Here is a 13,800-nt window from a genome sequence, read left to right as displayed (position 1 = left end):
TCTGTCTTGGCTAAATGCTCACAAGTAACCACAGAGCAGCTCTTGCAACCATCAGACTTGTTTATATCATTATTGCCCAAACAACCACTACAGGGTTTTCTTTTTCGAAGATACCCTATGCAAAGTCCACAATTCATTCCACAAGGAGCAATCATTCTTTGATATTTTATACTTCCTGACATATTTTCATTACCATTTCAAGTGGGACCGATGTCCTTTCAGACACTTTCTCAACTGTCATTCCTTGATTATAAAACCGTTTAACAAAGCACGGAATTGTCTCACCAATCTCTACTAAATTATTTTCAGGGTCATAAAATCTAATCGTTTTTTGCCCCCACCTTTCCTCAATTGTCTCATGTAAATATCTCAAGTCATGTTTTATGAGTTTCGCCACGACTTTTTCGTAATCGTCTGTCTCAAAACAAATTTCAAGATTTTTATTTCCTGACTGGTCGTAGGTTTTCCCGAGCTGTTTGGCTATTGGATAATCTTCTTCAAGTTTCCATAGCGATATTCCATTTTTGAATCCAACACAATTCCCGAAATCAATATCAATTTCTTGCTGTAATATCTCCTGATAAAAAGCTTTCATTTTATCAAAGTTTTGGGTCATTATTACGGTTGAATGAAATTTTATATTCATATTTTTAGTTTTCGTAGGTTGTTAAACATTTCTTACAAGTCACTGAATACTTGACGTTTTCCACATTCTTATCAACAGTTGTAAATAATGGCGAATCATCATTTGGGCAACACAACATGTTTTTTATCGTTTCAAGTTCTCCGTTTGATTTAGTCAATCCGTTTTCTGTTTGATATTTTAGTCTAAACGAACCTTGGTTTCTACATTTGCACACGAAATCAAATTGAAAGTCTTGATAGGTTGTATAGCACAAATAACCTACAGTTTTATTACACTTATCGCAATACATCCAACTTTCATTGTTTTTAAGAATCCGTCCGTTTTGTATTTCTTTAATCAGTTCGCCCATTTATCCGACAAATTTTGCTCCTGCAATTCCAATTCCAGCCCCAAGAATCAATGAAAAAACAATCATTGGAATTATCGCTTTTTTATCTCTGGGGTAAACAATTACCATTATCGGAATAGATGTCAAAAGAGCAATCACAATTCCAGTTATCCACGGAGCAATACTCCAATTCACAAATGGTATAATCAGTCCAAGCGCAAAATAATGTAAAAAAGCTGAAATCGAATCTCGCTTATTCAGTTTTTGAATCATCATCGGGATTATGTCAATCAATCCTGCTAAAAGTCCAATTATTATCGCTATAAAAAAACATTCATTTCGTTTATTGTTTAGTAGTACTGTTTTTTCTAATGCACGGTAACGTCTGTGTATATTCACTGTTGTTATACCGAGCACGCAGCTGGTATATATACTTTGGTTGCAAGTGCAGAACTTTATGACATTGAACCCTTTACGTATCTCAAAGATATTTTGTCGCGCATTTCTGATCATCCCTACAAAAAACTTTACCAATTGTTGCCAAAAAACTGGACGAAAAATAACAATACCTCATTGGTAATGACCTAAATTGCAAGATGTACTTCCCCGAATGGATACGCCAATAGGGAGGGCTAACAATAACTGTTGATATATTTCTTGTCTTCTATTATTAATCCTCATCCAAATATTCACCATACTCTTTTTCAAAAGTGTCTTCCCATCCGAGTTCCCCATCAGACAATGCATCCATAATTCTTCCAGAAGGCATAGATATCTCCATTGCTTCCATGGGAAGAAAACCTTCGACTTTTCCTTTCTTCAATCTGCCAATAGCGATCTGACAGATCAAATATTCAGTATATTCTTTTGGGAAAAAATCTCTTGCTTTCTTTATATGAGGTATTGCACTTTTATCCTGTTGTTTCACCATGCAATCCAAAACATGGAAAAAATCGACATTCCTGTATTTCCAGTCCATTTTTGTTGGATCAAAATCTTCATTGGGCATTTCTGACATATAATCATCTAATAACCTTTTTAGGAAAACGCTCGATTCCTCACACCGTGTCTCACCAATAACACTCAATGCGTTTAGCGACACTAAACCAGTAGACGAGCCTGTATCTATTGGATGGAGTATCCTGTTTTCAATTCTTTTTATCACGTCAAATATACAATCAGTACCAAATTTCAAAAGTGCGTTATATGCACTGTCTCCCAATTGCGAATCCTCTAATAGATCTGCCAAGGGTATAATTGCTCTTTTATCACCTATCTCACCTAAAACATAAGCAGCTATATCTCCACTTACCCACGTATCTTTAGATTTCAACAATTCTATCAATGATGGAACTGCAAATGTACCCATATTAATCAATGTTGTCTTTATTTCATCTTTTGTCTTTTCATCTATTTCTTTTTTCTTGTCAAATACCTTTAGGCGGTTTATTATATTGCAAAGTTTGGCATCAATTTGTCGTTCATCAACCATAATATTCCTCTTCTTTTTATAAAGTCTGCGTGCAATGTCATTTGCTATAGTCTACAACTTTCCTTCTTGTGTTTATATTGTTTCCCGTGAGTGGATAACCCGTGCGTATACAGTTTATTATGAACATCCCCAAAAAACTAATTAAAATTAAAGTCATTAAAATTTCCGGCGGCGGAATTGCCCGGGATATCACCTTCCGCGATGTCACAGCAGCCGGCATTTAGCGTGAGGACGGCCGGCTGGGCAAAGGGCGGGCTTTTTTTCTACGTATAAATGTCGACTGGCTCTACGTATAAATATTGTTTTTATACGTATGAATATCATCTTACTCTACGTATAGATATCGCTTGATCTTTTTGGTCGGTGTCTTTTCAAAGGGTTCCTGCTGCTCAATGATTTTGCTGATTCGTGAAAATGGAGACACATTCGCATTAACTTTCTTTTTTAATTCAGTCAGTTTTTCCTGGATTTGTTCAGATAACCGAGTATCGCTCTGTTTGTTCACAGCAAGTTCTTTGTCCAGTTCCTCATAATCAAGGTGCACCCGGGCGCAAAGATTTCCTTCTTTTTCATAGACCAGAGATTCCATGACATAATCGGCTTTGTTCAAAATGGTTTCTATTTCTTCCGGATAAATATTCTCACCGTTCGATCCCACAATCACGTTTTTCAGGCGGCCTTTGATATACAAATAGCCGTCTTTGTCCAGTATACCCAGATCACCGGTTCTGAACCAGCTATTGACAAACACCTCTTTGGTGCGTTCCGGATCGCGGAAATACCCCTGCATGACATTATCACCCTGAACCCAGATTTCACCCTCTCCGGTTTTGGGGTCGGGTTCATGGATTTTAATTTTCACACCGGGTATCGCCGGACCGGTGGATCTGAATTTTGTCTCGGCCACGCTTGTGCCGGCAATGAGCGGTGAAGTTTCCGTCAATCCATATCCGATGGCATAAGGGAATCCGCCCTCACGCAGGAATAATTCAACATCTGAGGATAATAAAGCCCCGCCAATACCATAGAACTTTAACTCTCCTCCGAATGTTTTCATTATTTTTTTTGCCGCCAGTTTGTGCAATTTTTTACGCAAGACCGGATTGTTATACATTTTGCGCATAAGAGCATTTTTTGTCAACTGCGGGTGCACGCGTGCTTTGTAAATTTTTTCCATAATTAAAGGGACGGTCAGCATCATGGTCGGTTTTACTTTTTGCATGGCCGGTATCAACACACGCGGCACCGGAGGTTTGTCAAGATAGTAAATATGCGCGCCGCCTACCATGGGAATGATAAAGCCGATTGTGTTCTCGTATGAATGGGAAAGCGGCAGGATCGAGAGTAATCTGTCGTTTTCTGTGACAGGTTGAAATTTTAGAGTTGAGATTGCATCAAAAACAATGTTTTTATGCGTCAGTACAACGCCCTTGGAATGACCGGTCGTTCCCGATGTGTAGATAATTGAAGCGGTCTGGTCTTCTTCTACAATCGTTTGGCCTTTTTGTATCCGTTTGAGAGCGGATTCTCGAAGTTTATTGTATTCCCGCCGTCCGTCCTGAATAAATTTACGCAGTTTGTCGGACCGGCTTTCCGGATGAATGATGCTGAAATCATCAATAATAAAAACTGTTTTCAAGCTTTCAATTTTGGCATCTTCCAGTTTGAGTAATTGTTTTTCGGATATAAATATAACTTTGGCTTCCGAGTGTCTCAGAATGTGATGAACTTCATTGGCGTGAAAGTCGGGCAAAATTGGTACCGCGACTGCTCCCATTGTAGTGACTGCAAAGTAAGCCACGCCCCAGTTGGGCATATTCTCGGACAGGATAGCGATTCGATCCTGGGCAAAAACTCCCTGATTGCGGAGAATTTCTGACAAGGTTGTGACTTGTTTTCCGAGTTCCTTGTAGGTTATGGGGTCACCATCTACGAAGGACAGGGCGGGATGGTTTGGATACGTTTCTACGCTGTTTTCAAGAACATGCTTTAGGGTTAATTTGGGTAGGGACATGAGGATACCTTTCAGTTAGTTAACCCCCTAATAAATAAAAAATAATTGAAAAAACAAAGAAAATTTCCAAAAGCGCTGATTTTTATTCAATAAATAAAAGATTGTTATAAACTCCTTAAAAATACAATCCAAATTCTGTCGAGATAATCAAACCCTTGTTGGTTGACGGCAGAAAAAAACCGCGGTTCATGAGCCCGAGGTCCCAGGTAAAAGATCCCAGTTGTATTCCCAGCCCCAAGGAAAGCCCATGTTTCATTTGCCCGCCCAGGAGTAACCCCATCCGAAGCGGGATGTAAGGTACACGCTGCCATTCCGCGCCGAAACTGATGCGGGGAACGGGAGATACGAAAACATCTTTTTTGAATGCCTGGTTATACTCTGCCGCCAATAGAAAATTACCAATCTGTTTGGCGGCGCTGACATTCAGTTCGAGCGGTAACCGGGTTGTAAAGGCGGGGGTGCTGGACTTCCAGGTGGAATCCTGGATGATATCCTGTTGATCCGTATCCTGGAAATCAAGGACAGCCAATGAATCTCCTCTCATATAGCCTTGGATTTCTTTTGTGTGTTTATCCCATTTGAAACGGCTGGATAGATGTTTGATTGTCATGCTCAGTTGGAGATCGTCTTTTAGTACAGCGGCGGCTCCCACTGTAATGTCCCAGCTTCCGGTGCTTTGGGAATGGATGACACTGTATTCGCCGTCAAGATCAAACCCAAAATCCCGTGTGACGAGCTGAAGATCGGCACGGTTCACGCTCGTGTAATACTGGGTTGTGAAAAGATTCAGGCTCGCCCCTAACGAAAACGCTTTGGCAAAGTCCACAGGAACAGAATGCCCGTACGATATTCTGACATGTCCCATACCGAAAAGTTTGCCGTCTGTTTTATCCAGCGAATACCGTCGGTTTCTTTCGTTCCCTGTCAGCGCCAGGTCAAAGAGTTCTTTATCGATATTCACATAGCCGCCAAACTGTCCTCCAAGGGTGATGGCTATGTTGTTATAGGATAAACACAGCGTTCTAACATGGCCGCCAAAGTCGGCTTTGAAACCGTCTTCCGGAATGGAATTTAATATTTGTTCTACATCGCCGACATCCAGCACGCTACCATTGTATTTGTTATACATGGCCTGTGTAAAGGTATTGTTACTGAGATGCATTCCAGCTCCAAGCAGTGTCAGCATGTATCTGGGATTGTCAGGTAATCCCAGATTGGCCGGATTGCTGTCTGCAGCATGCACCCCTCTTGCTATCGCGCTATATGCGTTTCCCATCCCCACGCCGCGCGCCGGATATTGCGCATGGGACAGGCAGGCAGCGCTGATGACGACAAATGTGATGAATATGAACCCCGGTTTCATGTGTTATCCTGATTTTGCGTATTAATAGTGGCTTCCACCCGGGATTGAATATTGATATAATCTCCGGGCTGAACGCGGACCATCCCGTCCGTGTCCGGGAATCTAAAGATGGTTCCCATATAAACCACAGGCGAGGTAAGTAGCAAGAGATCGTCTTTTGAAAGATTCAATTCCATTATACGGGTTTCCGGTGCAATGACAATTGCAGGATCTCGGTCGCTTGAAAGCCGGGGAGCCGGCAGCTTCAGGATCGCTACCACATCGGAAGGATGAGTATCTGTATGACAAGGTGCTGTCAGATCGTCTGTTTGAGAAAATGAGTTCAATTTCTGTTCCAATCGGAAAATGGTTTTCCACCTGTACGATGAATGCCGCATGTTTGAGATTATTATCTATAGCGTCTGAGAGATCGTTTTCGATTTCAAGTGTGTCCACATCTGTCCTGTTTTCGAGGTCAGAGGGGATTTCAAATGCAATATCCGTATCTATTAATAATTTTCCGTAATAGAGGTCTGAATAATTGATCTCGGTCACGGTTCCTGCATAGGGTGTGCCGATCAATATTTTACCCGATAACTGCATAGAGTCCGGGTAAGTGTTGAGCAGGGTTTCAATGTTTTCAATCGGAAATGAATTCCATCCTGGATGTTCGCATCTGAGCTCAATGCGCATGCTGTCTGCTATGGTTTTTCTGCGAAAAGCATACAAAAATCCTTGAATCGTAACGGGCACATTCTCGATCGGATTGTAGAGATGAACGGTGCCCGTTGTCTGCGCAATTTGGATCCCGTCCAGCTCTTCAGGTAAATTCATTTTGTAATTCGGGGATGTCATTGGAAGCGTAAATGAATTAAATCGTCCGCGAAAATAGTCAAGAACAAGATTTGTAAGTTTAATGCGAGTCGCTATGGTTTTATTGGTGATGAGATTATCTTTAAAAGTCAGGGTGGTTCTGTAATAAACCGTATTTTTTTGTCCCATAATACCAGGAGTAAACGTGGCTCCGTTTAAACTGATTCTTTCAATGACGCGATCTGTAGCGGAACGGGACGGGACTGTGGTTTCTAAGGTAAATGATTCATTCTCAGACGCAAGTTTTAACGAGGGGAATTCTATCAATACATTGATCTCGGATTGTGTGTTGTTTTCGAATTCGAGCTGTAATACACCGGTGCGGAAGGTTGCGGTTTCAACGAGAATATGGTCGGTCAGCAATATCGAATCCTGGAATGTGATTTCTGACAAGGGTGCAGGAGGAGGAACAAGACTGTTAGATTTTTCCCGATCTTCCAGTGCGAGGCGTTCTCCAACAGCTACTGTATCCAGTTTTTGTTGTGCGTTAAGATATACGTGATTTCCTTGAGTAATATAAAGGTTGTTGTTGTCCTGTGCGATTTCCTTCATTTCATAGGTTTTAGTACTCAAAGGGATAATCAGGTCCACAGTCCATGAAGGTGCCTGAGGGCGCTCCAAAGAACAATAAATAAAGAATAGAGAGAGCAAAAGGGGCGGCAGGAGAAAACCGTATTTAAAATATTTGATCATCAGAGTATCTCCTGAAATATTGTTTGATCTAAAGTCGAATTCAAGAGAGCGCATGAAGAGACATTGTAGAGGAGATTAGACTTTATCATATATACTAACAATTACTATGAATGCGGATCATTCCTGGCAAGATAATCCCGTTTCTGCTGATCCATCTGACTGATCTTGCAATCGTCCTGGCACTTACGCATTGTACACGGTCTGTTGTTACCGGGCAGTCTGCTGTTGCTATTCGGTGGTACCCTCATTTACCTGACCCGGGTAAACCGGAACCAATAAGCTTTAAATCTTTGCCCCAATGTGCAAGTTAATTTTCAAGACACCCATTAAAAGGAGTAAGGGGCAGCATTGGAATTCTGTCCTTTTTTTACTGTTGATGTCAAAAAGCACCCGTTTTACGGGAAAAATATCTTGCAATAAGATAAAATTTTCATTAAATTAATCGACTTTTTCGTTTCATTTTTTGCAAGAGAGGATTATGTTTCAGGAACTTGGCGACAAACTTGACAATGTATTCCGCAAGCTAAAGGGTCACGGCAAGCTTACGGAAAAGAATATATCCGACACCATGCGCGAGGTGCGTCGTGTGTTGCTTGAAGCTGATGTGAATTTCAAAGTCGCCAAACAGTTTATCAATAACGTGCGTGAGCGTGCCCTGGGTCAGGATGTTCTGAAAAGCATAACGCCTGCTCAGATGGTGATCAAGATTATAAATGATGAACTCACTGCGTTAATGGGTGAGAAATCAGAACCGTTGCAACTGGGCAGTCGTATTCCGGCATGTATTATGTTATGTGGGCTGCAGGGATCGGGAAAAACAACCCTTGCTGGTAAATTGGCAAATCACTTGCGAAAAAAGAATCGGAATCCGCTTTTGGTCGCGGCTGATATTTACCGTCCTGCGGCAGTGGATCAATTAAAGATTATCGGCGAGCAGCTGAATATACCTGTTTACTCTGAGGATATCAAAGATGCTGTTAAAATCAGCACTCATGCTGCCGGTTATGCGCGCAAAAACATGCTGGATACCTTGATACTGGATACTGCCGGCCGGCTGCATATTGATGACAATATGATGCAGGAACTGGAAGCTTTAAAAAAGGCCGTCAAACCGGAAGAGATTTTGTTTGTGGCCGATGCCATGACCGGTCAGGATGCCGTAAACACCGCCAATCAGTTTTTGGAGCGTCTTGATTTTACCGGTGTTGTGTTGACAAAACTGGACGGTGATGCACGCGGTGGCGCTGCCTTGTCTATTCGAGCCGTGACTGAAATACCCATCAAGTTTGTCAGTGTCGGCGAAAAACTGAATCAATTGGAACCCTTTTATCCGGAACGTATGGCGTCACGAATTCTGGGTATGGGCGATGTGGTCAGTCTGGTTGAAAAGGCTCAGGACACCATCGATACACAGGAAGCCGAAAAATTGGAAAAGAAACTGCGCAAACAGCAGTTTACTTTGGAAGATTTTTATGATCAGCTTCAACAGATCAAAAAGATGGGTCCGCTGCAGGATATTCTGGCTATGATGCCGGGAGCCAATAACAAGGCCATGAAAAATTTGAATGTAGATGATAAAGCGCTGGTGCATATCGAGGCCATTATTAATTCGATGACACCGAAAGAAAGGCACTCTCCGAATATATTAAATGGAAGCCGCAGAAAACGTATTGCTGTGGGAAGCGGGACTTCCGTTCAGCAGGTGAATCGTCTGCTGAATCAGTTTGACATGATGAAAAAAATGATGAAGCAAATGAATAAAAGTGGCGGCAAAATGAGAATGCCGCTCGGTTTTTAAATAGAAAAAGGAGGATTCATTGTCTGTTAAATTACGACTTCTCCGTATGGGTCGAAAAAAGTACCGTTTTTCAGAATTGTAGCGGTTGACTCTCGTACCCGTCGAGATGGAAAATTTATCGAAAAACTGGGAACCTATAATCCGCGTACAGAGCCAGCGCAGATTGAGCTGGACAAAGATGCTGCAATGAAATGGCTGATGCAGGGCGCTGAACCTTCAGATACGGTTCGCTCTATTTTGAGCAGACATGGTGTCATGCTTGAGTTTGATCTGCGCAAACGTGGGTTGAGTGACGAGGATATCGCAAAAGAACTTGAAAGCTACCAGTCGCGTCTGCAGCAGGAAAACAAAAAGCGCGAAGCCGAGCTGGCTCAGAAGCAGCGCGAAGAAGAAAAGCGCAAACGCGATCAGGAAACCAAGGCCAAAAAAGAACAGGAAAAAGCAGAGGCAGAGGCTGGTAGAAGCGCAAAAACAGGCTGAACCCGAAGAGGCTGAAGTCGGCGAGACCGCTGAAGCAAGCGAGGCCCCTGAGGAAACCAAAGCAGCTGACCAGCCGGATGCAGAAGAATCAGGTTCTGAGGATTCTGAAAAAGAAAAAGAGCCGGAAAACAAGTGATCTTGATCATTCGTAAGTTTTATGTCGGAAGAACCGGAAAATAAATCCAAGTTTCTTATCGTCGGGAAAATCGTTAAACCGCACGGTATACGCGGCGGGCTCAAAGTTTTTCCCATAACAGAAGATCGGGATCGGTTCAAACAATTGGAATCGATATATCTCGGTGATGAGAACCTGCCGGAAACAAGCTATACAGTTGAGCAGGTGAGTTATACACCCAAACATCTGGTTGTCTATTTAAAAGGCATCAACAATCGAAATGATGCAGAGGCATTGAAAGATGCCTATCTTTATGTGAGTGAAGAACAAGCACTTGAGTTGCCGGAAGGATCATTTTATTATTATGAACTTGTCGGGATGAGTGTTCAGGACCAGGATGGAAAGATATTAGGTCTTGTCAATGATGTTGTCGATTATCCGGCACATCGAATGTTTGTTGTGGATATAGATGGCCGTGATGTACTGATTCCGGATGTACAGGATATTGTAAAAAAAATAGATGCTCAAAAAAGAATGATTAGCATTCATGTTATTGAGGGTCTGTTGGAATAACAAAGCAGTTTAATTGTGAATATTCATCTGATCACAGCGTTTCCGAAAACTTTTGACGGTTTTCTCAACAGCAGTATTCCAAGTCGTGCTTTGAAACAAGACTGCGTCAGAGTATATCGTCATGATATCCGGGAATATGCCGTCGGCAGACACAAACAGATTGATGATTATCCGTATGGCGGTGGAGCGGGAATGATCCTAAAGCCCGAACCTGTTTATGACTGTGTGAAACATATTCACAATAAATTTGCCTTGAACGACACAAAGCTGACGTTTCTAACTCCCGCCGGCAAAAGATATACCCAGAGCAAAGCGGTTGAATTGTCGTTGCGTCAAAATCTGGTTCTTTTGTGCGGACATTATAAGGGAATAGATCAACGTGTTCTTGACGAGGTTGTAGATGAAGAGTTGTCGATCGGAGATTTTGTGCTGACCGGCGGAGAAACCGCTGCCATGTGCGTGTTGGATTCCGTTATCCGACTGATACCCGGTGTGCTGGGTGATATAGATTCAGCGTTTAACGACTCGTTTCAAACCGGATTGCTTGACCATCCGCATTATACGCGTCCTGTTGAATTTAAACAAAAAAAAGTGCCGTCCGTCCTTTTATCCGGTCATCATGCTGAAATAGAGAAATGGCGGCAAAAAGAAGCATTGCGGATTACCAAAGAAAAACGTTACGATCTTTATAAATCAGAACAAAATAAAAACTCTTCAGATTGAGGAGGTTATCATGAATAAACTCGATGCAGTCGCAGCAACACAATTGAGGGATGATGTCCCGAATTTTCATGCCGGAGATACTCTGAATGTGCATGTCAAGGTTAAAGAAGGTGACAAGGAACGTATTCAGGTATTTCGAAGGTGTCGTCCTGCAGCGCTCCGGAAGCGGTGCCAACGAAACCTTTACGGTCCGTAAGATTTCAAACGGTGTGGGAGTGGAGCGTATTTTCCCTCTGCATTCGCCGACCATTGCCAAAATTGAAAGACTGCGTGAAGGTAAAGTGAGACAGGCAAAACTTTATTACTTGCGCAATTTGCGAGGCAAAGCCGCACGAATCAATGAAAAACGAAGATGATACTGTCATCACGGGTTACAAGCCGGTAATTTTAATTACCGGCTTTTTTTAAGTTCACACTCTGAAAATATCAATTTTAAATGAATACCATTCAAAATAAATTGCTATTTTTTTAAATAAAGTTTATATTAGTGTTAAACTTTAATTTAAATATGAGGTGTGAAATGGCGGACTATAAGAACAAGACAATTGTTGATTTGCTAAATGACAGGATCCCCAGAAATCCTGATCAGAGTGCTCTGTCGTTTGTCGGGGAAGATCCTTTGTCATACTCTGAATTGGATAACGGAATTGCTGCCCTGGCGCAGTTCCTAAACTCCGAGGGGATTAAACCGGGGGATCGGGTGGCGTTGTTGAGTGAAAACAGCCCCTACTGGGGAATGTGTTATTTGTCAGTGGTCTCAATCGGTGCTGTTATTGTGCCTATTCTTCCTGATTTTCACAAATCCGAGGTGCATCATATTCTCCGGAATTCTGAAGCCAGGATAATGTTCATTTCTTCAAAGCTGTTTCACAAGATCGAAGATGCTGATTTCAAGTCCGTTAAACGTATTGTTGTTGTCGATGATGAATCTTTAGAACATACTAAAATAAAAACATTAAAATTATCCGAACTCAACACCTCTGAAAATACCCAAAAGGGAAACAAGCTGCGCCAGAATACAAAAATTCATCCCGATGATCTCATGGAAATCCTTTATACCTCCGGCACCACCGGCCATTCCAAAGGTGTCATGCTCACGCATAAAAATATTGTTTCAAATATTTTTGCGGGTTTGAACGCCTTGCCCATTACGGAAAAGGACACGCTGTTGTCCATTCTGCCACTCGCTCATTCCTACGAATGCTCGATGGGGTTTCTTGCGGCATTTTATGGCGGTGCCACTATTTACTATATCCAAGGACCCCCCACAGGACCCATCGTTTTATCAGCTGTTGCTCAAGTCAATCCCACTATTATATTGTCTGTACCTCTGATTATGGACAAAATATATAAAAAGAAAGTGCTGCCGCAAATCAATGCCAAAGCCTATTCAAAAATGATGTATAGAATGAAGGCGACCCGTGGACTTGTTGCAAAGATTGCCGGAAAAAAACTCAAAGAATCCTTTGGTGGTAATTTGCGCGTGATGGTCTTCGGAGGTGCAGCTATGCCTCCTGAAGTGGAAGATTTTCTTATTGAAGCTGACTTTTCTTTTATTTGCGGCTACGGTCTCTCTGAAACGGCTCCTTTGCTCACTGTCAGTCCAGAAGGACAACATAAACGCCGATCCGCAGGAAAAATTGTCATGGACGTGACCTGTAGAATCGATGATCCCGATCCGGATACAGGCGTCGGAGAAATCGTTGTTCAGGGTCCGAATATTATGAAAGGCTATTACAAAAACGAAGAAGAAACACAAAAAACGTTTTCTAAAGACGGATGGTTGATTACAGGAGACCGCGGATATCTTGATTCTGATAATTATTTATTTATCAAGGGCCGATCAAAAAATCTCATCGTAGGACCGAGCGGCGAAAATATATATCCTGAAGAAATTGAATATCATTTATCTCAGAATCCATTTGTACTTGAACCTCTGGTTTATGAAAAAGACGGCCGTATCGTTGCCCGTGTTTTTCTTGATTATGATTCGATCGACCAGGAATTGCACACATCGAATATGGAACAATCAGAAGCTTCCAAGCGCATCCAGTCGCTTCTGGAAGACCTGAGACAAGAAGTGAATGGCAAAGTCGCGGCTTATTCACGTATTCATCGCATTATCGAACAGCAGGAAGAGTTTATAAAAACACCCACCAAAAAGATTAAACGATATTTGTACAGGGAATAAAAAATGGAAATGAATCCCCAGGAGTTCACATGAACTCTTGGGGAACATTTCAGAGGGATGATTATGCGGAAAGCTCCCGATTCTGCACCAAAGTTCTGTTTCCGTCCTCAAATGTAACCATTATTTTTGTGGGATTCAAAATTTCGACCACCACGCCCTCGCCGAACGTTTCATGGTTGACAACGTCATAGACATTGTAGATTTCGTTCATAGCATAGTCTTTGACATGTTCTGTATCCGCTTTTCCCATCATTCTCGACCATCGACGCTGCTCCTTGGTTTTTTTAGGCTTTTTGGGAGTGGCTGTTTTCTTTGCTTTTTTAGGTTCTGTGTTCGGGTCTTTATAACGATGCGAACTGTTACAGCTTTTACAAAGTACTTTGTTTACTTTGTCATCTTTAACGGATTCGACTACGTGAACCGTCGGGCCTTTGCATTTATTGCACAATGCTTCGATTTCATCCCCGGCGTCATATTGCTTTTTCTTTGCCATATAGCATATCCTCTTTTATCTGAGCTCTATACGCTCTTT

Annotated in this window: 14 protein-coding genes and 1 pseudogene; 7 read left to right on the top strand and 8 right to left on the bottom strand. The window is 42.0% G+C overall.

Annotation, left to right across the window (positions count from 1 at the left end; all coding sequences use genetic code 11):
* Positions 1 to 166: 166 nt before the first annotated feature.
* The 3 genes from U5R06_08225 to U5R06_08215 all read right to left on the bottom strand — a co-directional run bounded on the left by U5R06_08225 (position 167) and on the right by U5R06_08215 (position 2,466).
* A complete protein-coding gene (locus U5R06_08225; protein ID MDZ7722788.1) occupies positions 167 to 646 on the bottom strand; it encodes a hypothetical protein in 480 nt (159 codons plus the stop codon).
* 349 nt (positions 647 to 995) lie between these two features.
* Positions 996 to 1,373: a hypothetical protein gene (locus tag U5R06_08220; GenBank protein MDZ7722787.1), complete on the bottom strand. Its 378-nt coding sequence runs from the start codon at positions 1,371 to 1,373 to the stop codon at positions 996 to 998.
* Between the two features lie 271 nt (positions 1,374 to 1,644).
* Positions 1,645 to 2,466: a hypothetical protein gene (locus U5R06_08215; GenBank protein ID MDZ7722786.1), complete on the bottom strand. Its 822-nt coding sequence runs from the start codon at positions 2,464 to 2,466 to the stop codon at positions 1,645 to 1,647.
* Positions 2,467 to 2,567: 101 nt separating this feature from the next.
* Here U5R06_08215 and U5R06_08210 point away from each other — a divergent pair, with 101 nt between their 5' ends.
* Positions 2,568 to 2,690: a hypothetical protein gene (locus tag U5R06_08210; GenBank protein MDZ7722785.1), complete on the top strand. Its 123-nt coding sequence runs from the start codon at positions 2,568 to 2,570 to the stop codon at positions 2,688 to 2,690.
* 101 nt (positions 2,691 to 2,791) lie between these two features.
* Here U5R06_08210 and U5R06_08205 read toward each other — a convergent pair whose 3' ends face one another.
* From U5R06_08205 to U5R06_08190, 4 genes are all read right to left on the bottom strand, one after another.
* Positions 2,792 to 4,480 (bottom strand): AMP-binding protein, encoded by a 1,689-nt coding sequence (locus U5R06_08205; protein MDZ7722784.1) that lies wholly within the window; start codon positions 4,478 to 4,480, stop codon positions 2,792 to 2,794.
* A 115-nt stretch (positions 4,481 to 4,595) separates the two neighbouring features.
* A complete protein-coding gene (locus U5R06_08200) occupies positions 4,596 to 5,843 on the bottom strand; it encodes a hypothetical protein (GenBank protein ID MDZ7722783.1) in 1,248 nt (415 codons plus the stop codon).
* Entirely contained in the window at positions 5,840 to 5,962 is a 123-nt protein-coding gene (locus tag U5R06_08195; protein ID MDZ7722782.1) for a hypothetical protein, read from the bottom strand. Before U5R06_08195 ends, U5R06_08200 begins: the two co-directional genes overlap by 4 nt.
* A complete protein-coding gene (locus U5R06_08190; GenBank protein MDZ7722781.1) occupies positions 5,946 to 7,388 on the bottom strand; it encodes a hypothetical protein in 1,443 nt (480 codons plus the stop codon). The genes U5R06_08195 and U5R06_08190 overlap by 17 nt, the downstream gene beginning before the upstream one ends.
* A 475-nt stretch (positions 7,389 to 7,863) precedes the next feature.
* Here U5R06_08190 and ffh point away from each other — a divergent pair, with 475 nt between their 5' ends.
* From ffh to U5R06_08160, 6 genes and pseudogenes are all read left to right on the top strand, one after another.
* A complete protein-coding gene (gene ffh / locus U5R06_08185) occupies positions 7,864 to 9,186 on the top strand; it encodes a signal recognition particle protein (protein ID MDZ7722780.1) in 1,323 nt (440 codons plus the stop codon).
* Between the two features lie 30 nt (positions 9,187 to 9,216).
* On the top strand, positions 9,217 to 9,666 hold the full coding sequence (gene rpsP, locus U5R06_08180) for a 30S ribosomal protein S16 (GenBank protein ID MDZ7722779.1): 450 nt from the start codon (positions 9,217 to 9,219) through the stop codon (positions 9,664 to 9,666).
* Positions 9,667 to 9,823: 157 nt separating this feature from the next.
* Positions 9,824 to 10,354 carry a ribosome maturation factor RimM gene (gene rimM, locus U5R06_08175; GenBank protein ID MDZ7722778.1) on the top strand — a complete coding sequence of 177 codons (531 nt, stop codon included), beginning with the start codon at positions 9,824 to 9,826 and terminating at the stop codon, positions 10,352 to 10,354.
* A 15-nt stretch (positions 10,355 to 10,369) separates the two neighbouring features.
* On the top strand, positions 10,370 to 11,077 hold the full coding sequence (gene trmD, locus U5R06_08170; GenBank protein MDZ7722777.1) for a tRNA (guanosine(37)-N1)-methyltransferase TrmD: 708 nt from the start codon (positions 10,370 to 10,372) through the stop codon (positions 11,075 to 11,077).
* Positions 11,078 to 11,087: 10 nt separating this feature from the next.
* A pseudogene (rplS, locus tag U5R06_08165) lies at positions 11,088 to 11,433 on the top strand (50S ribosomal protein L19).
* A gap of 164 nt (positions 11,434 to 11,597) precedes the next feature.
* A complete protein-coding gene (locus tag U5R06_08160) occupies positions 11,598 to 13,268 on the top strand; it encodes an AMP-binding protein (GenBank protein MDZ7722776.1) in 1,671 nt (556 codons plus the stop codon).
* A gap of 61 nt (positions 13,269 to 13,329) precedes the next feature.
* Here the strand turns inward: U5R06_08160 and U5R06_08155 are convergent, their stop codons facing one another.
* The gene (locus U5R06_08155; protein ID MDZ7722775.1) at positions 13,330 to 13,761 is read right to left on the bottom strand and encodes a hypothetical protein; all 432 of its coding nucleotides are present in this window, start codon (positions 13,759 to 13,761) and stop codon (positions 13,330 to 13,332) included.
* Positions 13,762 to 13,800 lie beyond the last annotated feature (39 nt).

It is taken from the genome of candidate division KSB1 bacterium (genome assembly GCA_034521575.1).
Taxonomy (GTDB): domain Bacteria; phylum Zhuqueibacterota; class Zhuqueibacteria; order Residuimicrobiales; family Krinioviventaceae; genus JAXHMJ01.
This window is presented reverse-complemented; position numbering and strand designations above follow the sequence as displayed.